General features: G+C 66.0%; 25 protein-coding genes and 1 tRNA gene. 14 read left to right on the top strand and 12 right to left on the bottom strand.

The features are described from left to right. Position 1: 1 nt before the first annotated feature. Entirely contained in the window at positions 2 to 1852 is a 1851-nt protein-coding gene (gene feoB, locus DKB74_RS09415; protein WP_109807894.1) for a ferrous iron transporter B, read from the top strand. A gap of 156 nt (positions 1853 to 2008) precedes the next feature. Here the strand turns inward: feoB and DKB74_RS09410 are convergent, their stop codons facing one another. Then, the gene (locus tag DKB74_RS09410; RefSeq protein ID WP_109807893.1) at positions 2009 to 2185 is read right to left on the bottom strand and encodes a DUF4169 family protein; all 177 of its coding nucleotides are present in this window, start codon (positions 2183 to 2185) and stop codon (positions 2009 to 2011) included. A gap of 91 nt (positions 2186 to 2276) precedes the next feature. On the opposite strand from DKB74_RS09410, the gene ssb reads away from it, so the two are divergent. The 3 genes from ssb (at position 2277) to DKB74_RS09395 (ending at position 4897) form a co-directional block, all read left to right on the top strand. Then, complete coding sequence (gene ssb / locus DKB74_RS09405) at positions 2277 to 2819, top strand: single-stranded DNA-binding protein (protein WP_109807892.1); 543 nt, start codon at positions 2277 to 2279, stop codon at positions 2817 to 2819. Between the two features lie 45 nt (positions 2820 to 2864). Then, positions 2865 to 4037, top strand: coding sequence for a patatin-like phospholipase family protein (locus DKB74_RS09400; RefSeq protein WP_109807891.1), 1173 nt, complete (start codon positions 2865 to 2867; stop codon positions 4035 to 4037). A 68-nt stretch (positions 4038 to 4105) separates the two neighbouring features. Then, the gene (locus tag DKB74_RS09395; RefSeq protein ID WP_109807890.1) at positions 4106 to 4897 is read left to right on the top strand and encodes a DUF1206 domain-containing protein; all 792 of its coding nucleotides are present in this window, start codon (positions 4106 to 4108) and stop codon (positions 4895 to 4897) included. Here DKB74_RS09395 and DKB74_RS09390 read toward each other — a convergent pair. From DKB74_RS09390 to DKB74_RS09375, 4 genes are read right to left on the bottom strand one after another with little or no spacing between them, the layout of a single operon-like run. Continuing rightward, a complete protein-coding gene (locus tag DKB74_RS09390) occupies positions 4894 to 5757 on the bottom strand; it encodes a pirin family protein (RefSeq protein ID WP_109808254.1) in 864 nt (287 codons plus the stop codon). The genes DKB74_RS09395 and DKB74_RS09390 overlap by 4 nt on opposite strands. Positions 5758 to 5766: 9 nt before the next feature. Then, positions 5767 to 6357, bottom strand: a complete 591-nt coding sequence (gene metW / locus DKB74_RS09385; protein WP_109807889.1) for a methionine biosynthesis protein MetW — start codon at positions 6355 to 6357, stop codon at positions 5767 to 5769. Next, positions 6354 to 7478 (bottom strand): homoserine O-acetyltransferase MetX, encoded by a 1125-nt coding sequence (metX, locus tag DKB74_RS09380; RefSeq protein WP_109807888.1) that lies wholly within the window; start codon positions 7476 to 7478, stop codon positions 6354 to 6356. The genes metW and metX overlap by 4 nt, the downstream gene beginning before the upstream one ends. Before the next feature lie 45 nt (positions 7479 to 7523). Beyond that, positions 7524 to 9086, bottom strand: a complete 1563-nt coding sequence (locus DKB74_RS09375) for a flavin monoamine oxidase family protein (RefSeq protein ID WP_239987451.1) — start codon at positions 9084 to 9086, stop codon at positions 7524 to 7526. An 82-nt stretch (positions 9087 to 9168) separates the two neighbouring features. On the opposite strand from DKB74_RS09375, the gene hisC reads away from it, so the two are divergent. Both hisC and DKB74_RS09365 read left to right on the top strand, forming a co-directional pair. Further along, a complete protein-coding gene (hisC, locus tag DKB74_RS09370) occupies positions 9169 to 10263 on the top strand; it encodes a histidinol-phosphate transaminase (RefSeq protein WP_109807887.1) in 1095 nt (364 codons plus the stop codon). Then, positions 10263 to 11171 carry a prephenate/arogenate dehydrogenase family protein gene (locus DKB74_RS09365; RefSeq protein WP_109807886.1) on the top strand — a complete coding sequence of 303 codons (909 nt, stop codon included), beginning with the start codon at positions 10263 to 10265 and terminating at the stop codon, positions 11169 to 11171. The genes hisC and DKB74_RS09365 overlap by 1 nt, the downstream gene beginning before the upstream one ends. Here the strand turns inward: DKB74_RS09365 and DKB74_RS09360 are convergent. The 4 genes from DKB74_RS09360 to ftsE are packed head-to-tail and all read right to left on the bottom strand — an operon-like array spanning position 11168 to position 14007. Beyond that, complete coding sequence (locus DKB74_RS09360; RefSeq protein WP_109807885.1) at positions 11168 to 11869, bottom strand: lysophospholipid acyltransferase family protein; 702 nt, start codon at positions 11867 to 11869, stop codon at positions 11168 to 11170. The two genes, DKB74_RS09365 and DKB74_RS09360, sit on opposite strands and share 4 nt — an antisense overlap. A 13-nt stretch (positions 11870 to 11882) precedes the next feature. Continuing rightward, positions 11883 to 12416 carry a YdcF family protein gene (locus DKB74_RS09355; protein WP_239987450.1) on the bottom strand — a complete coding sequence of 178 codons (534 nt, stop codon included), beginning with the start codon at positions 12414 to 12416 and terminating at the stop codon, positions 11883 to 11885. Continuing rightward, the gene (locus DKB74_RS09350) at positions 12413 to 13306 is read right to left on the bottom strand and encodes a cell division protein FtsX (protein WP_109807884.1); all 894 of its coding nucleotides are present in this window, start codon (positions 13304 to 13306) and stop codon (positions 12413 to 12415) included. The genes DKB74_RS09355 and DKB74_RS09350 overlap by 4 nt, the downstream gene beginning before the upstream one ends. Continuing rightward, a complete protein-coding gene (ftsE, locus tag DKB74_RS09345) occupies positions 13303 to 14007 on the bottom strand; it encodes a cell division ATP-binding protein FtsE (RefSeq protein WP_109807883.1) in 705 nt (234 codons plus the stop codon). Before ftsE ends, DKB74_RS09350 begins: the two co-directional genes overlap by 4 nt. 175 nt (positions 14008 to 14182) lie before the next feature. On the opposite strand from ftsE, the gene DKB74_RS09340 reads away from it, so the two are divergent. Further along, complete coding sequence (locus tag DKB74_RS09340) at positions 14183 to 14953, top strand: zinc-ribbon domain-containing protein (RefSeq protein ID WP_109807882.1); 771 nt, start codon at positions 14183 to 14185, stop codon at positions 14951 to 14953. Here the strand turns inward: DKB74_RS09340 and DKB74_RS09335 are convergent. Next, positions 14925 to 16286, bottom strand: coding sequence for an MATE family efflux transporter (locus DKB74_RS09335; protein ID WP_109808252.1), 1362 nt, complete (start codon positions 16284 to 16286; stop codon positions 14925 to 14927). The two genes, DKB74_RS09340 and DKB74_RS09335, sit on opposite strands and share 29 nt — an antisense overlap. 129 nt (positions 16287 to 16415) lie before the next feature. Between DKB74_RS09335 and DKB74_RS09330 the strand changes: the two genes are divergently transcribed. The 3 genes from DKB74_RS09330 to DKB74_RS09320 all read left to right on the top strand — a co-directional run bounded on the left by DKB74_RS09330 (position 16416) and on the right by DKB74_RS09320 (position 18451). After that, positions 16416 to 16502: transfer RNA gene (locus tag DKB74_RS09330), tRNA-Leu, on the top strand. A 93-nt stretch (positions 16503 to 16595) separates the two neighbouring features. Beyond that, entirely contained in the window at positions 16596 to 17627 is a 1032-nt protein-coding gene (locus DKB74_RS09325; RefSeq protein ID WP_420822405.1) for an NAD(P)H-dependent flavin oxidoreductase, read from the top strand. A 116-nt stretch (positions 17628 to 17743) separates the two neighbouring features. Further along, positions 17744 to 18451, top strand: coding sequence for a TonB family protein (locus tag DKB74_RS09320; RefSeq protein ID WP_161956843.1), 708 nt, complete (start codon positions 17744 to 17746; stop codon positions 18449 to 18451). An 11-nt stretch (positions 18452 to 18462) separates the two neighbouring features. Here DKB74_RS09320 and DKB74_RS09315 read toward each other — a convergent pair whose 3' ends face one another. Beyond that, a complete protein-coding gene (locus DKB74_RS09315) occupies positions 18463 to 19425 on the bottom strand; it encodes a hypothetical protein (RefSeq protein ID WP_109807879.1) in 963 nt (320 codons plus the stop codon). Next, on the bottom strand, positions 19425 to 19766 hold the full coding sequence (locus DKB74_RS09310) for a PadR family transcriptional regulator (protein ID WP_109807878.1): 342 nt from the start codon (positions 19764 to 19766) through the stop codon (positions 19425 to 19427). The genes DKB74_RS09315 and DKB74_RS09310 overlap by 1 nt, the downstream gene beginning before the upstream one ends. Positions 19767 to 19943: 177 nt before the next feature. Here DKB74_RS09310 and ptsP point away from each other — a divergent pair, with 177 nt between their 5' ends. From ptsP to tilS, 4 genes are all read left to right on the top strand, one after another. Continuing rightward, positions 19944 to 22220, top strand: coding sequence for a phosphoenolpyruvate--protein phosphotransferase (ptsP, locus tag DKB74_RS09305; RefSeq protein WP_109807877.1), 2277 nt, complete (start codon positions 19944 to 19946; stop codon positions 22218 to 22220). Positions 22221 to 22327: 107 nt separating this feature from the next. Then, the gene (locus DKB74_RS09300; RefSeq protein WP_161956842.1) at positions 22328 to 23113 is read left to right on the top strand and encodes a helix-turn-helix domain-containing protein; all 786 of its coding nucleotides are present in this window, start codon (positions 22328 to 22330) and stop codon (positions 23111 to 23113) included. 73 nt (positions 23114 to 23186) lie between these two features. Next, positions 23187 to 24140, top strand: a complete 954-nt coding sequence (locus DKB74_RS09295; RefSeq protein ID WP_109807875.1) for a tetratricopeptide repeat protein — start codon at positions 23187 to 23189, stop codon at positions 24138 to 24140. Continuing rightward, entirely contained in the window at positions 24103 to 25149 is a 1047-nt protein-coding gene (gene tilS, locus DKB74_RS09290; RefSeq protein ID WP_109807874.1) for a tRNA lysidine(34) synthetase TilS, read from the top strand. The genes DKB74_RS09295 and tilS overlap by 38 nt, the downstream gene beginning before the upstream one ends. Positions 25150 to 25192 lie beyond the last annotated feature (43 nt).

The raw sequence follows: 25192 nt of genomic DNA, 5'->3' as shown, positions 1-25192 counted from the left end.
GATGAATCATACACCGCTGGTGGCCGTCGCCGGCAATCCCAATGCCGGCAAGAGCGCCCTGTTCAATGCGCTGACCGGCGCGCGCCAGAAAGTCGGCAATTATCCCGGCGTTACCGTCGAACGGCACGCCGGTCGCATGACGCTTGCCGATGGGCGACCGATCGAACTGGTCGACTTGCCCGGTGCCTACAGCCTCGATCCCTCGAGCCTTGATGAAAAAGTGACGCGCGACGTCCTGCTCGGCAATCAGGCGGGCGAGCGGCGTCCCGATGCGATCCTGATCGTGGTCGATGCCGCCAATCTCGACAATCACCTGCGATTCGCACTGCAGCTGATCGCGTTGGGATTGCCGGTGGTGATCGCGCTGAACATGGTCGATCTGGCCGAACGCGACGGGCTGACGCTCGATCCGGCAGTGATCGAACGCGAACTGGGCGTGCCGGTGGTCGCTACCGTCGCGGTGCGCCGCCGGGGCCTTGAAGACCTGCGCGCCCGGATCGGCGAAGCGGCGTCGCGCGCAGCCGAAGCGCCGGGCGCTCACCAGGTCGAGCATGATATCGTCGCGCTGCAACGCCGCGCGCGCCAGATCGCGACGGCGGCGACGCTTTCCGAAACCGCGACGCGGCGCTGGACGCACCGCATTGATTCGGTCGTGCTGCATCCGGTTGCGGGCATGGCGATCTTTACCGCGCTGATGCTGGTGATGTTCCAGGCGGTGTTCACCTGGTCCACCATTCCCGCCGACGCGATCGAAGCGGGAATCGGTGCGCTGGGCGATATCGTCGGCGGCGCGTTGCCCGACGGGCTGATCCGTTCGGCGATCGTCGATGGCGTGATTGCCGGTGTCGGATCGGTGGTGGTGTTCCTGCCGCAGATCCTGATCCTCTTCACCTTCATCCTGATCCTGGAAGCCACGGGCTATATGGTCCGTGCCGCGTTCCTGATGGACCGGTTGATGGCGAGCGTGGGGCTTTCGGGTCGCGCCTTCATTCCGCTGTTGTCTTCCTTCGCCTGCGCAGTGCCCGGCATCATGGCGACGCGCACGATCAGCGATGAGAAGGAACGGCTGGCGACGATCCTGATCGCGCCGCTGATGACCTGTTCGGCGCGGCTGCCGGTCTATACGGTGATCATCGCTGCGTTCATTCCCAATACGGCGATCCTTCCCGGGCTGGGGCTGCAGGGGCTGGTGATGTTCGGCCTGTATGTCGCCGGGATCATCGGCGCGCTGATCGCGGCGCTGGTGCTGCGCCGGACGGTGGCGAAGGGCGCGTCTTCCGGCTTCATGATGGAAATGCCCAAATATCAATGGCCGCGGCTGGGCGACGTGTTGCTGGGCCTGTGGCAGCGCGCGATGATCTTTCTGAAACGCGCGGGCACGATCATTCTGGTCACCACCATCATCCTGTGGGCGCTGCTGACGTTTCCGCGCGCGCCGGAAGGACAGAGCCAGATCGAACAGTCGATTGCGGGCCGGATCGGCGCGGGTATCGAAGTGCTGGTCGCGCCGATCGGCTTCAACCGCGACATTTCGCTGGCGCTGTTGCCCGCCATGGCCGCGCGCGAAGTGGCGGTATCGTCGATCGCGACCGTCTATGCGATCGACGACAGCGAAAGCGGCGCGGGCGAAACGGCATTGCGCGACAATCTCAGGACGCGCTGGAGCCTGCCGACCGCGCTGGCGTTCCTGATGTGGTTCGTGTTCGCGCCGCAGTGCATTTCGACCATCGCGATCACCCGGCGCGAGACCAATGGCTGGAAATGGCCGGCGTTCATGGTCGGCTATCTGTTCGCGCTTGCCTATATCGCCGCGGGAATCACCTATTGGAGCGCCGTGGCGATCGGGCTTTAGGTCGTGAACCCATTCCGGCGTCCCGAAGGGATTTGACCAAAATGGCCCGGCGCTGCGTCGGCAGACCTTGAAATATCGCCATATTCCTGCGCCCTGCCTCCTTGCGCTGAGCCATTTTGCCTCAAACCTCGACGGCGTCGTTTATGGGTTCACGACCTAATCCTCGCGCCTGGCGTCATCGATCGCGCGGTTGATTCGGGCGATTTCGGCGGCATCGCCCTGTTTCTGCGCCCTGGTTCGTCCAAAGCGGGCGCGATTGGCCTCCGCCACCGCTTTTTTCGCTGCTGCGGCGCGCTGCTTTCTCGCGCGGTTCAGGTTGATGATTTCAGCCATCGATAGTAGCTCCGATCCTTACCGCGCATGATGCGCGGCAAGGCGCGTTTCCGCGCGCCCCTGATATCATCGATTGCAAGGCGGAGTCTTCATGGCGGGTAGTGTCAACAAGGTTATTCTCGTCGGAAATCTCGGCCGCGATCCCGAGGTCCGGACGTTCCAGAACGGCGGCAAGGTATGCAACCTGCGCATCGCGACGTCGGAAAGCTGGAAGGATCGCAACACCGGCGAGCGCAAGGAGCGCACCGAATGGCACAGCGTCGCGATCTTCAACGAAGGTCTGGCGAATGTTGCCGAACGTTTTCTGCGCAAGGGCAGCAAGGTCTATATCGAAGGCCAGCTCCAGACGCGCAAATGGCAGGACCAGTCGGGCAACGACCGCTATTCGACCGAAGTCGTGCTGCAGGGTTTCAACAGCGTGCTGACGATGCTCGATTCGCCCGGCGGTGGCGGCCAGGGCGGCGGCGGCGGCGCGGGTCGTGACGATTGGGGCGGCGGCGGCGATTTCGCCGGCCAGTCCTCGGGCCGTGGCGGCGGGTTCAACGACGGCGGATCGGCGCGTTCGGGCGGCAGCGGCGGCTTTGGCGGCGGCAGCGACTTCCCCGACGATCTGGACGACGACGTTCCCTTCTGATCGGGACCCCCGATCGTTCCCTGACCGTGCAAGGATCGCCAGCCGGTGCTGAAACGCGTATTTCCCGCTCTTCTGCTGGCGCTCACATCGGGCGGTTGTGCGGCCGCATGGCCTGACCGGGTGCCGCACAGCGCGTCGGATCAGGCCGATGCACAGGCGATCCCCGGCGAACCCATTCGATATTGGGCCGATGCCGACGCCGATGCTTTCGCCGCCTGGCAGCAGCGCACGCTGGCCGCGGCGCGAAGCGGCGAACCGATCCGGCTGCTCGCCATTTCCGGAGGATCGGACAAGGGCGCCTATTCGGCGGGCCTGCTGGTGGGGTGGAGCAGGGCGGGGACGCGGCCCGAATTCACGGTCGTCACCGGCGTCAGCACCGGCGCGCTGATCGCGCCCTTTGCCTTTCTGGGCAGCGATTATGACGATGCGCTGGAGCGATTCTATACCGGCATCACTGCCCGCGACATTTACCGCGCGCAATATCTGAGCGGCCTGCTGGGCGGGACGAGCCTGCTCGACAGCACGCCGCTGGCCGAACTGATCGCGCGCAATGTCACCCCCGAACTGCTCGCGCAGATCGCAAGCGAACATGCCAGGGGCCGACGCCTGCTGGTGATGACCACCAATCTGGATGCGCAGCGCGGTGTCGTCTGGGACATGGGCGCGATTGCCGCGAGCACATATCCGCGCAAGCTGGCGCTGTTTCGCCAGGTGCTGCTCGCTTCGGCCGCCATACCGGGCGCGTTTCCGCCGGTGCCGATCGCAGTCACCGGCGGGGGCAGGCAATTTATTGAAATGCATGTCGATGGCGGAGTCACGTCCGGCTTTCTGACGCTGCCGCGCGCGTTGCTGGATGCCGACGAAGCGGCGGCGGCGCCGCGCGGCGCCCAGATCACGTTGCTGTATAATGGCCGTATCACGCCGCATTTCGAAGTGACCGAACCGACCACGTTCGAGATCATGAGCCGGTCGCTGACCACGGCGCTGACCGAAGCCGACCGGCGTTCGATCGGCGAGGTGCGCCGCTATGCCGCGCGCAACGGCTATCGTTTCGCGCTGTGCGCGATCGGCGAGGACTTTCCAGAGACCGATCCCGACCTGTTCGACCAGACATTCATGCGCGATCTGTTCGCCTATGGTCTGAAGGAAGCAGCGGCGGAGCGTTCGTGCCTGACGCGCCAGCTCGATCGCCGCCGCCTTCGCGCGCCCGACGACTGAGGGGCGCAGGCGGAACCGGTTGCGCCTGCCAAACGCTCTGAGCTGGGAACAGGTCGGGAGAGCGTCGGATGGACAATGTCGTCAAGATCGAGACTTTCGCGCGGATCGGCTATCTGGCGCGCGCGCTTGTCTATTTCCTGATCGGCTATCTGACGCTGTCGAGCGGGCATAGCGAAGGCACGGCGAGCGTTCTGGCCGACATACGCGACATGCCGCTGGGCACGCCCTTGCTGTTGCTCACTGCCGCCGGGCTGTTCGGCTATGGTATTTTTCGCAGCTATGGCGCGGCGATCGACATTCGCGACGATGGCGAGGATGCCAGGGGGCTGGCCAAGCGGATTGGCCATGCCGCCAGCGGGATCGCCCATCTGGTGCTTGCCTATCTGGCGACGAAGATCGCGCTTTCGGGTGGCGATGCAGGCAATGGCGGCACCCAGGCGGCGGAAAGCATCCTGCGCCTGCCCGGCGGGGAGATATTGTTGCTCGTGGTCGGGCTCGGCCTCGCCGGAGCGGCGGTCAATCAGGGCGTGAAGGCCGCGACCGGCAAGTTCATGGACCTGCTCGACGCCGATGCGCCGCACTGGACCGAAGTGATCGGTCGCGTCGGTTATGCTGCCCGCGCCGCCGTGTTCGCGGCGCTGGCGTGGCAGGTGCTCGATTTCACCTTCGGCGAAAGCCATGAGGAACTCAGCTTTCAGGCCGCGCTCGATTCGCTGCGCGAGACGGCGTGGCTGTATAATGGCGTCGCGCTGGGGCTGCTGACCTTCGGTGTCTTCAGCCTGGTGATGGCGCGTTATCGCCGGATCCGCGCGACCAATGTGGTCGACCGGCTGCGCAAGGCGAGTTCGGCTTTCTTCTAGGCCTCGACGATCCGGGCGTTGCCGAACAGCCCGGCCTGATAATCGCGATAGGCCTGACGAATTTCGTCGGCGCTGTTCATCACGAAGGGGCCGTGCGCGACGACCGGCTCGTCGATCGGATCGGCATGGCCGAACAGGATCAGCGCAGGCGCGTCGGCGCCGATCGTCACGGTGTCGCCCTCGCCAAGTTCGGCGAGCGAGAATTGCGGTATCGCCGCTCCCGCCACTGCCACATCGCCGCGTGCAGCATAGAGGAACACGTCGCGGCCCGACAGGCCGTCGAACGTCACCGATCCGCCCGCCGCGATCTCGACCCAGCTCAGAAACACGCCGGTCAGCGAATCGACCGGGCCGGTCGCGCCGCCATAGGTGCCGGAAACGAGATGCACTGTCGCGCCGGTGTCGGTCGCGACGTCGGGGATCGCATCGGCCTGCGCGCCGATATAGCGCGGCTCGGTCATTTTGAGGCGGGCGGGAAGATTGACCCAGAGCTGAAGGATTTCCATCGGCCCGCCCTGCGCCTTGAAACTCGCGGGGGAGAGTTCGGCATGAACCACGCCCTTGCCCGCGGTCATCCACTGGATGCCGCCCGCGCGGATCACGCTTTCATGCCCCGCCGAATCGGCATGCGCCAGTTCGCCGTCGAGGATGAAGGTGACGGTTTCGAAACCGCGATGCGGGTGCGGGCCGAACGGCAGGCCGCGATTGTTCGGCGGATAGCGTTGCGGGCCATGGTGATTGAGGAACAGGAACGCGCCGATCCGGTCGAGGCCGGGTCCGGGCACCGGGCGGCGCGTCACCAGATCGCCGATATCGTCGCGATAGGCGCCATGCAGCGCCTTTACCTGTCGTTCTGCCATCATCGCCTCCTATCGCCGGAGCAGGAACACTGCGTGCGCGGCGAGCAGGTTCGCCATCGTCGAACCGCGCCGCCGCTCACCGGCAAGGAACCAGCAACCTTCGACAGTGATCCCGCGCGTCTTCAGGAAATCGCGGAAATCGTCGATCGACAGATGGTGGATATTGGGCGTGTCGTACCAGCGCAGCGGAAGCTGGCGCGTGATCGGCATCCGCCCATGCGTCAACAGCGATGCGCGCATCCGCCAATGCGCGAAATTGGGGAAGGATACGAACGCCCGCCGCCCGATCCGCAGCAGATGTTCGAGCACCAGGTCGGGATGCCGCGTCGTCTGCAGCGTCTGGCTGAGGATCGCATAATCGAACGCGGCGTCGGGATAATCGGCAAGATCGGTGTCGGCATCGCCCTGAACCACCGAAAGCCCGCGTGCCATTGCGGCGGCGACATTGCCGCCGTCGATCTCCAGCCCGCGTGCGTCGCATTGCCGCTGGTCGCGCAATGCCGCCATCAGCGCGCCGTCGCCGCAGCCGACATCGAGCACGCGGCTGCCCGGCGAGACATTGTCGGCGATGATCGCAAGGTCGGGGCGAAGCTGGCTCACCGGCTTTCCCCCGCGCGCAGGAACCCGTCGATCACGCGCGCAAGCTCGGCATTTTCCAGCAGGAAGGCGTCGTGACCAAAGGGCGAGCTCAGTTCGACGAAGCTCGCCGCTGCCGCCGCCGCGTTGAGCGCGCGCACCACGGCGCGCGATTCGGACGTGGGATAGAGCCAGTCGGTATCGAAGCTGACGACGCAGAATCGCGTACCGCTGTGGCGGAAGGCGTTGGCAAGCAGTCCGCCATGCTCTTCGGCGAGGTCGAAATAATCCATCGCGCGGGTGATATAGAGATAGCTATTGGCGTCGAACCGGTCGGTGAAGCTGATCCCCTGATAGCGAAGATAGCTTTCGACCTGGAAATCGGCGTCGAAGCCGAAGGTCTTGGCATCGCGCCCCTGCAGCTTGCGCCCGAATTTCTCGGTCAGGCCCGCTTCGGAAAGATAGGTGATGTGCGCCGCCATCCGCGCGACCGCGAGCCCCGCGCTCGGCCCTTCGCCCGATGCGTAATAATCGCCGTTCGACCAGCGCGGATCGGCCATCACGGCCTGACGCCCGACTTCGTGAAAGGCGATATTCTGCGCCGAATGGCGCGCAGTCGAGGCGATGACGACGGCGGAGGCAACGCGTTCGGGATAGGTCGCGGTCCAGCTGAGCGCCTGCATGCCGCCCATCGATCCGCCGACCACCGCGAACAGCCGCCCGATGCCGAGATGATCGAGCAGCATCGCCTGGGCGCGCACCATGTCGCGGATGGTGATCACCGGAAATGCCATGGCATAGGGCGCGCTGGTCTCCGGATCGATGCTCGCCGGGCCGGACGATCCCATGCAACTGCCCAGCACATTGGCGCAGATGACGAAGAACCGGTTCGTATCGATCGGCTTGTCGGGGCCGACGACACGCGACCACCAACCCGGCTTGCCGGTGCGCGGATGTTCGGACGCGACATGCTGGTCGCCGGTCAGCGCGTGGCAGACCAGGATCGCATTGCCGCCATCGGGTGCCAGCGTGCCATAGGTTTCATACGCGATTTCGACGGGTGCCAGCATGGCACCGCCATCGAGCCTGAGCGGCCCCGGCAGCTTCACGGTGCGGCCGAGGCCAAAACGCGCGTCGTCGGACATGGCGGTGCGTTAGGACGCGAAGCGACGCCGTTCAAGCGGTGCGTATCAGGCTGTCGCGCCGCGCATGCCCCCGTCGATCAGCGCTTCGGCGGCCATCCGCCCGGTCTGTGCCGCGCCGTTCATATATCCCGGGAATGCGTCGGACAGATGTTCGCCCGCAAACTGGATGCGGCCGCTGTCGAAATGAAGATGCTCGGACCCTTCGATCCACAGCAGCTTGCCATAGCGTGTGAGCACGCCGGGCGCATAATTGACGTAACCGCCGCCGATCAGCGGGTTGCGATGCCATGCGGTGCGGCGGACGAGCCGGTTGTGCGGCGCCAGTTCGGGCAGTTGCGCGGCGACGGCATCGGCGAAGCTGTTCGCCTGATCGCGTGGCGCCTTGCTGCGCGACAGTGCTTCGCCGCCACCCAGATACCAGGTCCAGACCGGCGAAACGCCCTGTTTGCGATGCACCGACCCGTCCCAGCCCTGAGACCAGCCGGCGCCCGCATCGGTCTGCCACACTTCGCCGCCGCTGCCGCAGAGCTGCGCACCGGGCGCGGCCGATGTCGCGACCTGGACCTTTTCGTTGCAGCCGAGCGCGATTGCCTTGTGAAAGCCATGCCATTCGGGCGGGATCGGCGCGGCATAATCGATGCGCCCGGCGATCCCGGCGGGCAGCGCGACGATCGCGCTTTCGGCGCTTTCGCGCGAACCATCGGCGAAATGGAGCTGTAGCGCCGTGCCCTTGCGTGCGATTCGCACCAGCCTGCGCCCGGTTTCGATCCGCGCGGCATGGCGTGTGGCCATGGCGTCGATCAGTGCGCTGCTGCCACCTTCGACCACGTAACGCTCGTCGGCGCCGCCCAATATTTCGACTCGGCGGCCATCGACGGTCGGCAGGTTGAAGATCAGGCCGAGCGCCGAAGCGGCATCGGGTTCGACACCATATTCGGTGCGGCTGGTCGCTTCGAGCAGGCGGCGGACCCAGGGATGCGGCACAAGCGCGCGGTGCAGATCGAGATATTGCGCGATCGACAGCCGGTCGAGCGCCGGGGCGACCGCGCCATAATCCTTGTCCAGCCGGTCGGCATCGGCGCCGATCTGTGCGGCGATGGGGCGCAGTGCCTCGGCCAGCCGATCCTGGGGAACCGGCTTGCCGCCCGCCATCACCAGCGTTTCATGCGCGGCGGGCTTGCGGTCGATCAGCGCGATGCCGAATTCGCGCAGCAATGCGTGCATATCTTCATGGTCGGTATTGACCAGCTGGGCGCCCTCTTCGAATGCCGGGCCGCCGTCGCGGGGACGGCGCGTGAACATGCGCCCGCCGAGTCGCCCGCCCGCTTCATAAAGATGCGCGTCGATTCCCGCCGCGGTCAGCCGGTGCAGCGCCGAAAGCCCCGCCATGCCGCCGCCGATGATTGCGACTCGCCCGCCCGCAAAGGCGCGGCTGGCGCGCGGAAGCGCCGCCATGGCACCGACCGCGCCGGTCGCGGCGATCGCGGCCAGCAACGCACGCCGCGTCGTCGCGGGCGATTCGCGTGTCGGTACGGCTTCGCCCGAGTCGGCAAGATTGTCGCGCCGCGCCTGTGACAGCGCGCGCCAGATGCCTCCACTTCCCCGCATTGCCCCTCTCGATCTCCTCTCGGGAGAGCGCAATAACGTCCGCACCTTGCTATCCGGTAAGCGTTCGGCCAATCCGCCGCGCATGAACGCACCCGCTCCCAAGCCCTGGATCATGGGCATCGCCCCCTATGTGCCCGGCCGCTCGACCACCGATGGTGGCGCGAAGGCGACCAAGCTTTCGTCGAACGAGAACCCGCTGGGTACGCCGCCAGCGGCGCGTGCTGCCTTCGACGCGGCGCATGCCAGCCTCGAACGCTATCCCGACGCATCGGCGGCGGCGCTGCGCGAAGCGATTGCGGCGCGCTATGGCCTCGATCCCGCGCGCGTCATTTATGGCACCGGATCGGATGAAGTCCTGCACCTTGCCGCCGGTGCCTTTGCCGGTCCGGGCGACGAGATCATTTATGTCCGCTATGGCTTTGCAGTGTATGATATCGCCGCGCGGCGCGTCGGCGCGACTCCGGTGATTGCGCCGGACAAGGACTATGCGACCGATGTCGATGCGCTGCTTGGCTGTGTCACTGACAAGACGCGGGTGGTGTTCGTCGCCAATCCGAACAATCCCACCGGCACCTTCATGCCGCACAGCGAAGTGATGCGGCTCCACGCCGGGTTGCCGAGCGATGTGCTGCTTGTGCTCGATCAGGCCTATGCCGAATATCTCGACGCATCGGAGGAGGATGGCGGGATGGAGCTCGCCATCGACGCGCCCAATGTGCTGGTGACGCGGACCTTCTCCAAAATCTATGGCCTCGCCGCCGAACGGATCGGCTGGGGCTATGCATCGGCGGCGATCATCGATGCGCTGCACCGCATCCGTGCGCCGTTCAATGTGACGACCGCCGGCCAGCATGCCGCGATCGCCGCACTCGAATCGCAGGATTTCGTCACGGCGAGCCGGGACCACAACGCCAAATGGCTGCGCTGGTTCGAGGACCAGGTCGCGAGCATGGGCAATGCCGGGCTGCGCGCGGTGCCGTCGCGAGCCAATTTCTCGCTGGTGCTGTTCGAAGGGCGCGTGACTGCCGAACAGGCATATCATGCGCTGATGGAGCGCGGTTATATCGTCCGCTGGCTGCCCGGGCAGGGATTGCCCCACGGGCTGCGCATTACCATCGGCACTGAAGAAGACATGGTCGGCATCACCGCGGCGCTTCGCGAGATTGTGAGCGGGTGATGCTGCCTTTTTCGCGTGTCACCATTATCGGGCTGGGCCTGATCGGGTCGTCGATCGCGCGAGCCGTGGCCAAATATATGCCGAGCGTCCGGGTGACGGGATATGACGCCGACCCGCAAGTGCGCGTGACGGCGCAGGCGATCGGCCTGTGCGACGATATCGCCGACAGCGGCGGCGCGGCGGTTACCGATGCCGATCTGGTGATCTTCTGTGTTCCGGTGGGCGCAATGGGCGCGGCGGCCGGGGAAATCGCCGCCGATCTGCCGCCCGACGCGGTGGTCAGCGATGTCGGATCGTGCAAGGAAAGCGTCGCCGCGCAGCTGATGGCAGCGTTGCCGCAAGCCAGGGTTATCCCCGCGCACCCGGTGGCGGGTACCGAAAACAGCGGCCCCGAATCCGGCTTTGCCACGCTGTTCCAGCATCGCTGGTGCATCGTGACGCCCCCCGAAGGCGCCGATCCGCTGGCGGTCGAGCGCGTGTGCGAATTCTGGCGTCGGCTGGGTGCCGAAATCGAAATGATGGCGCCCGATCATCATGATCGCGTGCTCGCGGTGACCAGCCATTTGCCGCACCTGATCGCCTATACGATCGTCGGCACGGCATCGGATCTTGAGGAAGTCACGCGATCCGAAGTGATCAAATATTCGGCGGGTGGCTTTCGCGATTTCACGCGCATCGCCGCGTCCGATCCGACGATGTGGCGCGACGTGTTCCTGTCGAACAAGGAAGCGGTGCTCGACATGCTCCAGCGTTTTTCGGAGGATCTGTCGGCGCTGCAGCGCGCGATCCGCTGGGGCAAGGGCGACGAATTGTTCGAACTGTTCACGCGCACCCGCGCGATCCGGCGCAGCATCCTCGAGGAAGGACAGGACGATGCGCGGCCCGATTTCGGGCGCTCGCACGATTAGGCTTCGGGCGGGCCGGCAGTTTCGAACACGTTGATCCCGGCATGGACGCGCGCTTCGATTTCGGGGCGGGGCAGGCCGGGCGGGATCGGCTCGCCAAAGCGCATCGTAACCACTCCGGGGCGCATCGGCCCGTTTCTGGGCCAGACATGGCCGCTTTGCACCGCTACCGGCACGACCGGCAGCCCCAGCATCCGGTACAGACCGGCAAAGCCCGATTGCAGCCGGGGTGCCTCGCCCGGGGCGACGCGCGTGCCTTCGGGAAAGATCATCACCGAACGCCCGCCCGCCAGCGCTGCCTGCGCCTCGCGCATCATACCGCGCAATGCCTTGGCCGAAGCCTTGCGATCGACGGCGATGACGCCATAGCGGCGCGCGCACCAGCCCCAGACGGGTATGCGCGTCAGTTCCTTTTTCATCACCACCGCCGGGGCATCGAGCAGCCGGGCAAGTTCGAGCGGTTCGAAAATCGACTGGTGCTTTGCCGCGAACAATACGGGGCCGGGCGGAATCGTGCCTTCGATCCGGGTTTCGATGCCCGCGACGTGCCGCATCGACCAGCGCAGCAGCGCGATCCAGAGATTGCCGTACCGCTGCAACGCGCGCGTGCCGATCAGCGCGGCGAGCGGGGCGAGCAGCACCATCGGCACCGAAATGCCGAAAAACAGCAGCTGAAACAAAATGGTGCGCAGGCGGTTCATCGGTTCGGCCGGATTAATCGAAACCCGCGAGCAGCGCGACCCGGCGGACCAGATATTTGTGATATTCGGCGAACAACATGCGCAGCCGCGGCTTTGTCGCGACCGAATCGCCGATCAGTTCGACATTACTGCCCAGCGCATGGGCGAGTTCGAGCCGCGCGCGGGGCATGTGCCAGTCCGATGTGACCAGCCGTACCGAACGATAATGATGTTCGCGCACCCAGCGCGCGGTTTCGTCGGCATTGGAGCGGGTATCGACGGCTTCGTGGCCCAGATCGATGCAGCAGCGGAACAGATCGCGGCTGACCTTATATTCGGCGGCCAGCTCCTGCGGGCGGACATCGGGGTCGACGCCGCTGACCAGCATCCGCTTCGCCGCATGCTGCTGCATCAGCGCGAGCCCGCGATCGATCCGGCCCGGCCCGCCGGTCAGCACGACGATTGCGTCGGTCTTTTCCCCTGCGAGCGGCTTGCCGAGCGACATCATGAAGACGGCAAAGCCCAGCGCCCATGCGACAACGAGGATGGCTGCGGTGCGCCAGATCACAGCACGCGTCCCAATGCGCGCAGCACGGCGACGCGTGCGGCGAACGTCGCCATCAGTGCGAACAGGATCGGCAGCATCAGCAACAGGAACCAGTCGCGCTGTTGCAGTGCGACGCCGCTGAGCATTTCCGATCCGAGCAGGCCGAGCCGCGATTGCAGGAACGCGACAAGCCCCATCGCCGCGCCCGCGCCGAGCAGCCCGCCGAGCAGCGTGTCGAATGCGATCCGTCGCTGGAACAGGCGTGCGACCTGAATATCGGTGGCGCCCAGCATGTGCAGCACTTCGATCGTGTCGCGATGCGTGTCGAGCCCGGATCGCGCGACCAGCAACACCACCGCTGCGGTCGCGGTCGCCATCAGCAGCACCAGACCGGCGGCCAGCCAGCTCATGGTCGTCATGAAGCTGCGCACGGGCGAGAGCCATTGGGCATGCCGATCGACGCGGGCATCGGCATAAATCGCCTTCGCCGCCTGGGCGACGCGCGACACGGCGGCGTCGCTGCCGTCGGACAGGTCGACGTCGATCATTGCGGGCATCGGCAGGTCGGGATCGAGCCCGGCATCGCCGAGCCAGGGGCGGACGAGTTCGGCAAGCCGCTCGCGATCGACCACTTCGACGCGCTTTACCGACGGCATCTTGCGGAACGCATCGGCCATCGCCTGGGTATCGCGGTCGCGCGCGGCGGCGTCGGGTTCGACGATCTGAACGGTCAGCCGCCCGGAAAGCTGGCGGTCGAGCGATCCGCGCGCGGCGAACATGCCCAGGCCGAGCGCGCCGGCGAGCACGGTGAGGAACAGCATGATCGCCATGATCCAGCTCATCGCGCGTGCGCGGCGGCTGCGGTCGAGCAGGCGGCGATCCGGGGCGGCCGGATTGAGGCTGAACTTCATTCGGTCGATCCCGCCGGATGGCGCAATGCGCCGGTGGGATCGTGAATCTGCCCCTTGTCGAGCCGCATCATATGCGCGGTCGGAATACGGTTGAGCAAATGGAAGTCGTGGGTCGCGACGACCACGGTAGTGCCCAGCCGGTTGAGCGATTCGAACAAATGCAACAGCCGCTCGGCCATGTCGGGATCGACATTGCCGGTCGGTTCGTCGGCGACCAGGATTTCGGGGCGCCCGATCACCGCGCGGGCAATGGCGATACGCTGCTGCTCGCCGCCGGACAGTGTCAGCGGCTTTGCCTTGCCGCGATCGGTGAGCCCGACCCATGCCAGCATCTCGCGCACCGGCGCTTCGATATCGCTTTCGGGAATCCCCGCGACGCGGAGCGGCAGCGCGATATTGTCATAGCTCGACAAATGCGGAACGAGGCGGAAATCCTGAAACACCACGCCGATCCGCCGGCGAAAGCCGGGAAGGCGCTTGCGCGGCAAGGTTACGGTATCCTCGCCGAACAATCGCACGACGCCGCGCGTCGGCCGCTGGGCGAGGTACAGCAGCTTGAGCAGACTGGTCTTGCCCGCCCCCGAGGCACCGGTGACGAAATAGAAGGCGCCCGACCGCAACGAAAAGCTGACGTCGGACAGCGTCTCAGGGCCGGTACCATAGCGCAGCCCGACATTTTCGAATTGGACGATATTGGCCATTTCCGGCGCCCGGCCGCTCCATCCTTGCCCCAGAAACCAGCCATCGCACAGCCTTGGCGGCTGCGCAACGCAGGCAATGTACACATGATTGCAACACTTGCCTGTAGCGGTGCTTGAGGTCTAGAATCGGGCACCGGCCACGGGGCGGCGGTCGGCAGGATTTGAACGGCGGGCCATGATTCTCGAATGTAGCCAGTGTCGCACCCGGTATCTGGTGCCGGACAGCGCGATAGGCGCCGAAGGGCGCACCGTGCGTTGTGCCAGCTGCAAGCATAGCTGGTTCCAGGCGCCGCTGGTGCTTGATCTCGCCACGCGCGCAACCGCGGCGGACGAGGATGTCGCGCCCCGGACGGAGCCGCGCCGCGAACCGCGATCGGAAACGCGGACAGAACCGCGATCGGCGCGCAAGCCGGCGCGGGACGATGCGTCGCTGGCCGAAACGCCGCGCGCGCGGGGTGTGCCGACGGCGGCCGAACAGGGCTATGATCCCTTTGCCGCGCCCGCGCGGCGCCCGCGCCGCAATCCGGCGAAGCGCTGGACGGCAGCGGCCTTTGTCGCCGGCTTTTCGATGCTGCTGGGTACCGGCGCGATCCTTTATACCGGTGCGCCGGGAATTGCTTCGCAGCTCGGACTGGCGATGGGGCCGACGGAAACGGTGCTGCGCTTCACCGACAAGAATGTCGAACGGCGGACCTTGCCCAGCGGCAGCGAATTGTTCGCCGTGTCGGGCAAGGTGGTCAATCCGACCGGCGAGGAACAGCGCGTTCCCGATATCCGCATCGAATTGCGCGACGGCAGCGACCGGCCGATCAAGAGCTGGCGCGTGACGCCGGAGAAGCGGACACTCGAACCCCAGGGCGCGGTGGCGTTCAACAGCGCGCAGATCGATGTGCCCGATACCGCGCGAGTCGTTCAGCTCAGCTTTGCCGGCGAGCTCGCCAACTGATCCAGGCGAACCGGCCGCCATTGAGCAGCGCCGACGTCACCATGCCCGCGCCCGAAGCGATCGCCAGCGCGGATGGCCCCCAGCCGGCGCCATGGATCAGGAACAGGCCGAGCGCGGTGGTCACGCCGAAAAAGGCGATCGTGCTGTTGATGCCCGCCACCAGCTGATCGCCCAGCGAGCGCAGCGCATAGACGAGCACCACCTGCACCCCGTCGAACAGGATGAACGGCGCCCAGAGCCCAAGCACCATCGCGGCAATGGCATGGACGGGCTCGGGCGCCGGGAACAGCCCGACGATGGCGCTGCCGGCGCCCATCAACAGCATCGCGATCGCGCCGGTGGTCACTGCGGCAAGCCCCGCCGCGATGGCGACGCGCATCGGCACGGTGTCGCGTTTCCCCTCGCCCACGGCATTGCCGACGCGAACGCCCGCCGCCGATCCGAATCCCAGCGCCAGCGCAAAAGTGAGGTTGTGCACCGAAAAGACGATCTGAAACGCATGTGCGGTTGCATTGCCCAGTTGCGTCGACAGGGCGATGAGGATCGAAAAGCCCATGATTTCGAGCCCCGAGGCGATCCCCGGCGCGATGCCGAAGCGGAACAGCGCGATCGCGCCGCGCGCCGTCGCGCCGCTGGCGATGCGCGCCCAGTTGCGAATGCCGCGCGCCTGTGCCTGCGGCAGATGCCATGCCGCGACCAGCAGCCCGATCGCGCCCGCGACAGAGGAAAGCGCCGTGCCGAGCGCCGCCCCGACCGCGCCGAGCATCGGAAGGCCGAGATGTCCTCCCGACAGCGCCCAGGTGAGCAGCGCGTTGCACGGCAGCATCGCCAGGTTGATCGCCATCACGCGGCGCGGATGGCTGAGCCCTTCGAGAAAAAAGCTTGCCGCGATCAGCGTCAGCTGAAACGGAAAGGCGATCGCGATCGTCCGCACCACTTCGCCGCCGCGCGGCACGACATCGGGCGCCACGCCGATCAGCATCAGCATCGGATCGGCGAACAGCAACAATAATGCGCCGAAGATCAGCCCCAGCGTCAGCCCGAGCGCCAGCGATTCGTGATAGACGCGCCCCGATGCGGCCAGATCGCCTGCGCCGTCGGCGCGCGCGGCCTGGACCAGCACGCCGCTCATCGCGCCGATCGCCATCACGATGATCACCAGCGTCAGCGCGCGGCTGGCGCCCAGCGCCGCGACTTCGCCCGGGCTGATCAGCCCGAGCAGCGCGATGTCGGTGATCTGCATGATGTTCCAGTTGAGGCTGGTGACCATCACCGGCCATGCCAGCGCAAGGATGCGACGCGTTTCGGCGATCAGGGGGGTGGCATGCGGCATGGCCGCGGCGCTTTGCCGCAATCGACCGCGCACGGAAAGTGCATTTCCGGGCATTGCCAGCAACCTTCCGCTTTGCTAGGGGCCTGCGCCTGCCAGCCGCCGGGTGCTTTTTCCGGCGGTGTTTCACGTGCGGTCGTGGCGGAACTGGTAGACGCGCAACGTTGAGGTCGTTGTGGCCGAAAGGCCGTGGAAGTTCGAGTCTTCTCGACCGCACCATTTCAGACAATCGGATCAGGATTATCCGCGTTAGCGGACCCCGCATCGCGGCGAGGCTTGCCGAGCGCGGCTTCGCGGCGCTAGTGGCATATGATGACTGACCGGATATCTTCGGGCGCAGAGCGCCTGGCCCGTCGCATGGCGCGCGGCTGCGAATTTTTGGGAACCGATGTTGCGATTCTGGGCGGGGCGATGTCCTGGGTCAGCGAACGCAACCTGGTCGCGGCGATTTCCAATGCCGGCGGGTTCGGCGTGATCGCATGCGGCGCGATGACTCCCGAATTGCTCGATGCCGAGATTGCGGGGACGCAGGCGCTGACCGACAAGCCGTTCGGCGTCAACCTGATCACCATGCACCCGCAGCTGTTCGACCTGATCGATGTCTGCGCCAGACACGGCGTCGGCCATGTCGTGCTGGCGGGCGGACTGCCGCCGGCGGGCAGCCTCGATGCGATCAAGGGCAAGGGCGCCAAGCTGATCTGCTTCGCCCCCGCGCTGGCGCTGGCGAAGAAGCTCATCCGCTCGGGCGTCGACGCGCTGGTGGTCGAAGGCAATGAGGCCGGCGGTCATATCGGTCCGGTGTCGACGAGCGTGCTCGCGCAGGAAATCCTGCCCGAAGTCGCTGCCGACGTGCCGGTGTTCGTCGCCGGCGGCATCGGTCGCGGCGAAGCGATTGCGGGCTATCTGGACATGGGCGCCGCGGGCGTTCAGCTCGGCACGCGGTTCGTCTGTGCGACCGAAAGCATCGCGCACGCCAATTTCAAAAAGGCGTTCATCCGTGCTTCGGCGCGCGATGCGGTCGCCAGCGTCCAGATCGATCCGCGCCTGCCGGTGATCCCGGTCCGCGCGCTCAAGAACGCATCGAGCGAGCTGTTTACGGCCAAGCAGCGCGAAGTGGCACAGGCGCTCGACGAAGGCAGCGTCGCGATGGCCGAGGCGCAGTTGCAGATCGAACATTATTGGGCAGGGGCGCTGCGCCGCGCAGTGATCGACGGCGATGTCGAACATGGCAGCGTGATGGCCGGCCAGTCGGTCGGCATGGTCAAGGCCGAAGAGCCGGTTGCAGACATCATCGCGAAGCTGATGACCGAAGCCGCCGCCGCGCTGGAAAAACGCGCGGCCTGATCGCCGCAGGCGCGCACGGCGCGTCCAGACGATTGCCTGTTGCCTGAAAGTGAGCGCATGGTGATGGCATGTCTGCTGCCAGACAAGGCTATCGATCCGGAGGGCCGGCAAATCGATTGATCGCCGTTGCGACATCGCTCGGTATCATCGCCGCGCTGGTGGCGTTGATGCTGTTGCCGGTCGCGATGCCCCGGCAATTGCGCGATAGCCGTCCCATCGCGACGTTCGATGTCGCCTCACCGCCTCCGCCCCCCGAAGAGCCCGAAACAAGGCCGCGCCCGAGTCATCGGCCCGAAGGCAAATCCGGCGGGAGGCCGCGCGTGCCGACGCCGGATCGGACAGCCTTGCCACCCATCGCCGAGCAGGTGCCACTGGACGCCAGCTTCGCGTTCGAAGCACCGCCAATGCCCCGGCTCAGCATGCCGTCGGGACCAGGCGGCGTCGGCGGCACCGGCAATGGCACCGGCCAGGGCAATGGTGATGGTTCGGGACGCGGCAGTGCCGGTAGCGGCGAGGGTGAGCGGACGCATATCGTGCCCGCCGATTGGTTGCACGGCCCGCCCAGCGCATTCGAAACCGCGAGATATTATCCGCCGGCGGCGCGCAGGCAGGGCATTTCCGGCTGGGGCATTCTCACTTGCTATGTCCGTCGCAACCATCGCGTCCATGGGTGCACGATAGAAGGCGAAACTCCCGAAGGATCGGGGTTCGGCAGGGCGGCGCTCAGCGCGTCGCACCTGTTTCGCCTGCGACCGCCGACTCGCAACGGCGAAGTGGCCGAGGACATCCCGGCCCATATCGCCGTGCAATTCGGAAAGGACTGACGCCGCGATACCTATCCTTGTTTGCGCTGCATGAGCCAGAGTTCGATCACGCACCGGAATGCCGCAAGGATGCCGATGCCCAGCGTCGCGGCGTTCAGCCCTTCGTTGATGCCCGATTGCGCCTCGGCCAGATGCGCCGCGCCGTTGGCGGTGAGCGGCGTCAGAGCAATGAGGGAGCCGGCCTGATGCAGCGTTGCCGCGATCAGGATCGTACCGGCTGCGATTGCGATCAGCAGAGCGGCACGCACCAGCCTGGCCTGCGGGCGGAGCAAGGTGACCAGATGCAGGATCAGACCGGCGGAAACGAGCGCGAAGATCGGCATGTGCAGTCGCTGCCAGACCGCAGTCCCGTGCATCGCATAGTCGCTGCCGGCGGTCCGCAGCGGATCGATGTCGATCAACCCCGACCACCAGAGCAGGAACCCGATGCTGAACGCGATCGCGAAAAAGGGGTTCAACTGGCGCTTGCGCGGCGGCTTGATCGCGATCTTCGGCAGTTTATCGGGCTGCCACCGAGCGAGATATTTGCCGAGCAGCCCGGTATGTTCGATCAGCGCAAATAGCAGCGTGACGATCGCCGCATTGTACAGCGCAGCTTGGAACAGGTCGCTTCCGGCTTGGATGGCGGCGCGGATCAGCGGTTCCGACGTGCTGACCAGCGACGTCGCCACGTCGATTGCCTGGACCAGCACGACGATGAAAAGCATCAGCCGCAATATGAACCAGTAGAACGGGAACAGCTCGGGCCCGATCAGCACCTGTTGCGGGCGATAGCGCGCTGCAACGGCGATGGGGTGCCCGAATTCCCTGAGTACCTCGCTGATTTCAGCCCGGTTGAGCGCGCGATCGAGCGCATCCTCGCGCTCTTCGATACGCGTGGCGATCACGTCGGCCAGCTCGGCAAGGATGTCGTCGGCCTTGTCGCGCGGGAGATTCCAGCGGACAGCGCCAAGATAGCGGTCGATCAGCTCCATTATTCCTCTCCCTCAGTCAGGCGGACAATCGATTCGGAAATGGCATTCCATTCGGCAAGCAGTTGGCCGAGGACGATCACGCCGTCGGGCGACAGCTGATAAAAGCGTTTGTTGCGACGGCCTTCCTCGCGCCACTGGCTGGTGAGCAGCCCCTGCGATTCGAGCCGGCGCAGCAACGGATACAGCGCGCCTTCGTCGATCGGCAGGCCAGCCGCCTCAAGGCTCTGGCGCAGCGTGTAGCCATAGCGTTCGCGGCGGAGCGCCCCGAGAACGGCGAGAATCAGCGATCCCCGGCGCAGCTCGATTCGCAATTTTTCAAACAGGTCATCCTCGATCGGCACGTGCTGTGTCCCATATCGTGTGTGTCATACACTGTATGGTGCATAGTACTGTGCGATGCAAGGTATAAAATGCGGCTAGCTGCGGCGGCCGCTGCGACCCCGGCCTGTTAAGACAGCGAAAAGCATCTTCGCTCGCGCTTTCTTGGCGGTTTCGTGCGCATCTGGTAGCGCTGTCCCATGCCGATTTCCGCAGTCGCCTCTGCACGAGAGATTCTGACGCGTCTTCACGATGTGATGGCGTCGCGGCTGCCCGCGCAGGCAAAGCTCAACGCAGTGGTCGATATCATCGGCGAAGCGCTCGAAAGCGAGGTTTGCTCGATCTATCTGCTGCGCGAAGGCGTGCTCGAACTGTTTGCGACTCGCGGCCTGGCGCAGGACGCCGTGCACGTCACCAAACTCGCGATGGGCGAAGGCCTGGTCGGCACGATCGCGGCGAATGTCGAGACGCTGAACCTTGATGAAGCGGCGACGCACCCCGACTTCGCCTATCGCCCCGAAACGGGCGAAGAACGCTATCACAGCTTTGCCGGCGTGCCGATCATCCGCAAGGAACGCGCGGTCGGCGTGCTCGCGGTCCAGCATGCCGATCCGCGCCGCTATGAAGATGTCGAGATCGAAGCGCTGCAGACCGTTGCGATGGTGCTTTCCGAACTGATCGCCAATGCCGGGCTGATCGATACGACGGGGACCACGACCGAACGGCCGCAATCGACGGCGGCGGTGCGGCTGCAGGGATTCAAGCTGGTCGAGGGCATGGCGGCGGGGGTTGCCGTCTATCATCAGCCGCGCATCACCATCGAACATACGGTCGCCGAGGATGTCGAGGCCGAACGCCACCGCGTCTATGCCGCGTTCGACAAGATGCGCGAACAGATCGACCGCATGTCGAGCCAGGCCGAATTCGGCCTGGGCGGCGAACATGAAGAGGTTCTCGCGACCTACAAGATGTTCGCCTATGACGAAGGCTGGAGCCGGCGCATCAACGAGGCGATCGATAGCGGCCTGACCGCCGAGGCGGCGATCGAGCGGGTGCAACAGCGCACGCGGATGCGGATGCGCGAGATCGCCGACCCCTTGTTGCAGGATCGGATGCACGATCTGGAGGACCTCTCCAATCGCCTGATCCGGATCGTCGCGGGTCAGCTGGGCACGGCGGCGCAACTGGGCCTGCGACAGGATTCGATCCTGATCGCACGCAATCTGGGGCCGGCCGAGCTGCTCGAATATGACCGCCGCCGCCTGAAGGGCGTGGTGCTTGAGGAAGGGTCGCTGACCGCGCACGTCACCATCGTTGCGCGCGCAATGGGCGTGCCGGTGCTGGGCCGGGTGCGCGGCGTGCGTCGCGAGATTGCGGAAGGCGACCGGCTGCTGCTCGATGTCGGCGAGGACAGCGTCCATGTCCGCCCCAATGCGGCGATGGAAGAGGCGTTCGAAGCCAAGCAGCTTATTACGCAGAAGCGCCGCGCCGAGTTTGCAAAGCTGCGCGCCGAGCAGCCTGTCACGCGCGATGGCCAGCGGATCACGCTGATGGTCAATGCCGGACTGCGCGACGATGTCGCCGCGCTCGATCTGACCGGCGCCGACGGCATCGGCCTGTTCCGCACCGAGTTCCAGTTTCTGGTATCGGCGACGCTGCCGCAGCGCGAACGCCAGCAGCGCCTCTACAAGGACGTGCTCGACGCCGCCGGCGACCGGCCGGTGACGTTCCGCACGGTCGATGTCGGCGGCGACAAGTCGCTGCCCTACCTCAACCATGACGAGGAAGGCGAAGAGGAAAATCCCGCAATGGGCTGGCGCGCGATCCGGCTCGCGCTCGATCGCGACGGGTTGATGAAGGCCCAGGCGCGTGCGTTGATCGAAGCGGCGGCGGGCAAGACGCTCAACGTCATGTTCCCGATGATTTCCGAACCCTGGGAATTCGACGAAGCGCGATCGCTGTTCGAAGCGCAGCGCGCCTGGCTTGCCGCGCGCAATCGCAAGATGCCGGTCGACATCCGCTATGGTGCGATGCTCGAAGTGCCGGCGCTTGCCGAAGTGCTCGATCTGTTGCTGCCGCGGCTCGATTTTCTGTCGATCGGGACCAACGATCTTACCCAGTTCCTGTTCGCCGCCGATCGTGCCCATCCCAAGCTGGCGATGCGCTATGACTGGCTGAGCCCGTCGATCCTGCGTTTCGTGCGCCGCGTCGCGCGGCAATGCCATGAGGCCGGAGTGCCGGTCGCGGTGTGCGGCGAAATGGGCGGACGCCCGCTCGAAGCGATGGCGCTGGTCGGGCTCGGCATCGAACGGCTGTCGATCACGCCGGCCGCCGTCGGACCGGTAAAGGCAATGATCCGCTCGCTCGATCGCGCCGCGCTTGCCGAACTGCTGGCGACGCTGCTCGTGGCGCCGCCCGATTCGATCCGCAGCACGCTGGAGGGCTGGGCGGCTGCAAATGGCGTCGAACTGGACTGACCGGCGGGACGAAACGCGCTGCGCGGCGTTGACAGGGCGGGCCGAGTGACCGACACCGGCCCATAGGGGGCAAGCCCGGTCGCATGACAGGAATTCCGGAGAATAATATGGACGGCGAAGCCGCCGAAAACCCTTCCCTTTTCCCGACCAGCGTCGGCGAAAAGCTTCGCGATGCGCGTATTTCGCAAGGTTTGGAACTCGCCGATATCGCGGCACGTACCCGAATTCCCAAGCGGCATCTCGAAGCGATCGAGGAAGGCGATTATTCCTCGATGCCCTCGCCCACCTATGCGCTGGGCTTTGCCAAGGCCTATGCCCGGGCGGTCGGCGCGGACGAAGTGGCGATCGCGCGCAGCCTGCGCGGCGAGCTGGGCAGCGTCTATGATCGCGAACCTTCGCCGCCGCCTTATGAAATGACCGATCCCACGCGCACGCCGCCCAGCGGGCTGGTGATCGGCGGCGTGGTGATTGCGTTGCTGCTCGCGGTAGCGGTGGTGGTCGTCTACAGCTCGGGCATCCTGCACGGCAGCGCGCCGCCTTCGCGCGATCCGCTGACCTTGCCCGAAGACCAGATCGCGGTGCCGGCGCCCACTCCCACCCCGACGGCGATACCGACCGGCGGGCAAGTGACGTTGACGGCGACCGACAAGGTCTGGCTGCGCGTTACCGATGCCGACGGCAATCGCCTGTTCGAAAAGGAAATGGCGTCGGGCGAAAGCTATGACGTGCCGCCGGGCACCAAGGGTCCCCAGGTCAAGACCGGTCGCGCCGATCAGTTGCGCGTGACGATCAACGGATCGGATGCGGGGCTGCTGGGCCCGGGTAACCGCAATGTCGAGATCGGCCTGACGCCCGAGGCGCTGCGCAATCGCGATTCCGGCAATGGTGAATAGGGCTTAAGGCTGGAGACAGGCGCTGTCTCTAGGCTATAGTCGCTGCACGAACTGACCCCCGGGGGATGATGGAATGCGTTTGATCTTTGCCGTGGCGATGGTGGCCGCCATAGTCGGCGGAACCGGAAGCGCGCATGCGCAGAACGCGCTGGAAAGCAGAGTCGATCGGCTGGAGCGCGAAATGCGCGCCGTGCAGCGCAAGGTGTTTCCGGGCGGTGCGGGCCAGTATTTCGAGCCCGAAATCGCGCCGCCGCAAACCAGCACCCCCATGCCCGGCACCCCGGCGACCAGCCCGGTCGCCGATCTGACGCAGCGCGTCGCCGCGCTGGAGGGCCAGATTGCGACGCTGACCGGTCAGGTCGAGCAGGCGCAATATCGCATCCGTCAGAGCGAGGCGAACTTCACTGCCTATCGCAACGAAACCGATGCGCGGATTCGCGCGCTGGAGGCGCGTCTGGCCCCGGCAGAGACCACGCCGGCCGCCAATGGCGGCGGGACGCTCCAGCTGCCGTCGGGCACCGCGTCGGGATCGACCCCGCCGGCCACGCGACCGTCTCAGCCCGCGGCGGAAACGCCTGCCGCATCGGGATCGCGCGCCGAACAGGTTGCCGCCGTGGCGCGGCCCGATACGGGCGATGCGCCCGAGGATCTCTATATCTATGGCTATCGCCTCTGGGCGGCCAAACTCTATCCCGAAGCGCGCGCGCAGCTTGAAAAGGTGGTGCAGCAATATCCCAATCACCGCCGCGCCAGCTATGCGCAGAATCTGCTCGGCCGATCCTATCTCGATGCCGGGGCGCCGTCGCTCGCGGCAGTGGCATTCTATGATAATTTCAAGAACAACCCCAATGGCGAGCGCGCGGCGGACAGCCTGTTCTACCTCGCCGAGGCGCTGCGCCGGCTCGACAAGCCCGCCAGCGAAATCTGCAAGGTCTATGACGAGCTGAATTCGCTGTATGGCGAGCGGCTTTCGGACCAGATGAAGGCTGATGTCCAGGCCCGCCAGTCGCAACTACGCTGTCAGTAACGGCACGATCGCCCGGCCCGATGCCGCGCGGGTAGCGCGGTTTCGTGCCGATCTGGAATCGCTGACCGGCGGCGCGCCCGAACCGGATGCGCCGCTCGGCCTTGCGGTTTCGGGCGGTTCCGACAGCATGGCGATGTTGGCGCTTGCCGCCGCGGCATGGCCCGGCGCGGTGCGTGCCGCCACGGTGGATCACGGGTTGCGCGTCGAAGCTGCGGATGAAGCGGCGATGGTGCGTGCAGTGTGCGACACGCTGAAGGTGCCGCATGTCACGCTCGAACGGCCGGCCGATCATGGCTTTTGCGGCAATGTTCAACAACAGGCGCGGGCGCTGCGTTATCGGCTGCTCGCCGACTGGGCGATACGGGAATCGGTCCGCTGGGTCGCCGTGGCGCATCAGCGCGACGATGTCGCCGAAACCTTTCTGATGCGCGCGCGGCGCGGATCGGGCGTGGGCGGCATGGCGGCGATCCTCCCAGCGCGCGCGATGCTCGACGATGTTGCGGACGCGCCTCTGCTGGTCCGACCGCTGCTCGACTGGAGCCGGGCGGAACTGGCGGGCGTGGCGCGCTGTGCCGGGGTGCCGTTCGTCGAGGATCCCAGCAATGAAGATCCGCGCTATGATCGCAGCCGGATGCGCGGCGTGATCGCACAATGCGACGAACTGCCCGCCGGGCGGCTGGCCCTGGCGGCACGCAATCTGCGCCATGCCGAAGATGCGATCGCCTGGGCATTGGCGCGCGAATTGCCCGAACGAATCGCCGGCGAAGGAGCGGATCTGACAGTCGATGTCGCCGACCTTCCCTATGAGCTTCGTCGGCGGCTGGCGCGGCACGCGATCGACAGCGTGCGGGCGGCCGGCGGGCTGACGCGCCCCTGGGGCGATCAGGGGCTCGACCGATTCGCCGCCGCGCTCGATCGCGGCGATGCGGCGACGCTTGCCGAGGTGATGGCGCATCCGCGCGGCAATGCCTGGCGATTTCGACTTGCTCCATCGCGTCGATCACACTGATCGACCCAATGCGTTGCCCGTTCCATTGCCATTAACCTGCGCC

The organism is Stakelama portus (genome assembly GCF_003171655.1).
Classification (GTDB): Bacteria; Pseudomonadota; Alphaproteobacteria; order Sphingomonadales; family Sphingomonadaceae; genus Sphingomonas; species Sphingomonas portus.
Note: the sequence above shows the minus strand (reverse complement) of the source record. Positions and strands in the feature narration are given on the sequence as shown.

Coding starts and splice junctions, on each gene's coding strand:
- DKB74_RS09375 (WP_239987451.1), bottom strand. CDS start 9,086: ATGCGGGGAAGTGGAGGCATCTGGCGCGCGCTGTCACAGGCGCGGCGC.
- ssb (WP_109807892.1), top strand. CDS start 2,277: ATGGCGGGTAGTGTCAACAAGGTTATTCTCGTCGGAAATCTCGGCCGC.
- DKB74_RS09300 (WP_161956842.1), top strand. CDS start 22,328: ATGGACGGCGAAGCCGCCGAAAACCCTTCCCTTTTCCCGACCAGCGTC.
- DKB74_RS09350 (WP_109807884.1), bottom strand. CDS start 13,306: ATGAAGTTCAGCCTCAATCCGGCCGCCCCGGATCGCCGCCTGCTCGAC.
- DKB74_RS09315 (WP_109807879.1), bottom strand. CDS start 19,425: ATGGAGCTGATCGACCGCTATCTTGGCGCTGTCCGCTGGAATCTCCCG.
- ptsP (WP_109807877.1), top strand. CDS start 19,944: ATGCCGATTTCCGCAGTCGCCTCTGCACGAGAGATTCTGACGCGTCTT.
- DKB74_RS09395 (WP_109807890.1), top strand. CDS start 4,106: ATGGACAATGTCGTCAAGATCGAGACTTTCGCGCGGATCGGCTATCTG.
- ftsE (WP_109807883.1), bottom strand. CDS start 14,007: ATGGCCAATATCGTCCAATTCGAAAATGTCGGGCTGCGCTATGGTACC.
- feoB (WP_109807894.1), top strand. CDS start 2: ATGAATCATACACCGCTGGTGGCCGTCGCCGGCAATCCCAATGCCGGC.
- metX (WP_109807888.1), bottom strand. CDS start 7,478: ATGTCCGACGACGCGCGTTTTGGCCTCGGCCGCACCGTGAAGCTGCCG.
- DKB74_RS09325 (WP_420822405.1), top strand. CDS start 16,596: ATGACTGACCGGATATCTTCGGGCGCAGAGCGCCTGGCCCGTCGCATG.
- DKB74_RS09335 (WP_109808252.1), bottom strand. CDS start 16,286: ATGCCGCATGCCACCCCCCTGATCGCCGAAACGCGTCGCATCCTTGCG.
- DKB74_RS09410 (WP_109807893.1), bottom strand. CDS start 2,185: ATGGCTGAAATCATCAACCTGAACCGCGCGAGAAAGCAGCGCGCCGCA.
- hisC (WP_109807887.1), top strand. CDS start 9,169: ATGAACGCACCCGCTCCCAAGCCCTGGATCATGGGCATCGCCCCCTAT.
- tilS (WP_109807874.1), top strand. CDS start 24,103: ATGTCCAGGCCCGCCAGTCGCAACTACGCTGTCAGTAACGGCACGATC.
- DKB74_RS09340 (WP_109807882.1), top strand. CDS start 14,183: ATGATTCTCGAATGTAGCCAGTGTCGCACCCGGTATCTGGTGCCGGAC.
- DKB74_RS09295 (WP_109807875.1), top strand. CDS start 23,187: ATGCGTTTGATCTTTGCCGTGGCGATGGTGGCCGCCATAGTCGGCGGA.
- DKB74_RS09360 (WP_109807885.1), bottom strand. CDS start 11,869: ATGAACCGCCTGCGCACCATTTTGTTTCAGCTGCTGTTTTTCGGCATT.
- DKB74_RS09390 (WP_109808254.1), bottom strand. CDS start 5,757: ATGGCAGAACGACAGGTAAAGGCGCTGCATGGCGCCTATCGCGACGAT.
- DKB74_RS09365 (WP_109807886.1), top strand. CDS start 10,263: ATGCTGCCTTTTTCGCGTGTCACCATTATCGGGCTGGGCCTGATCGGG.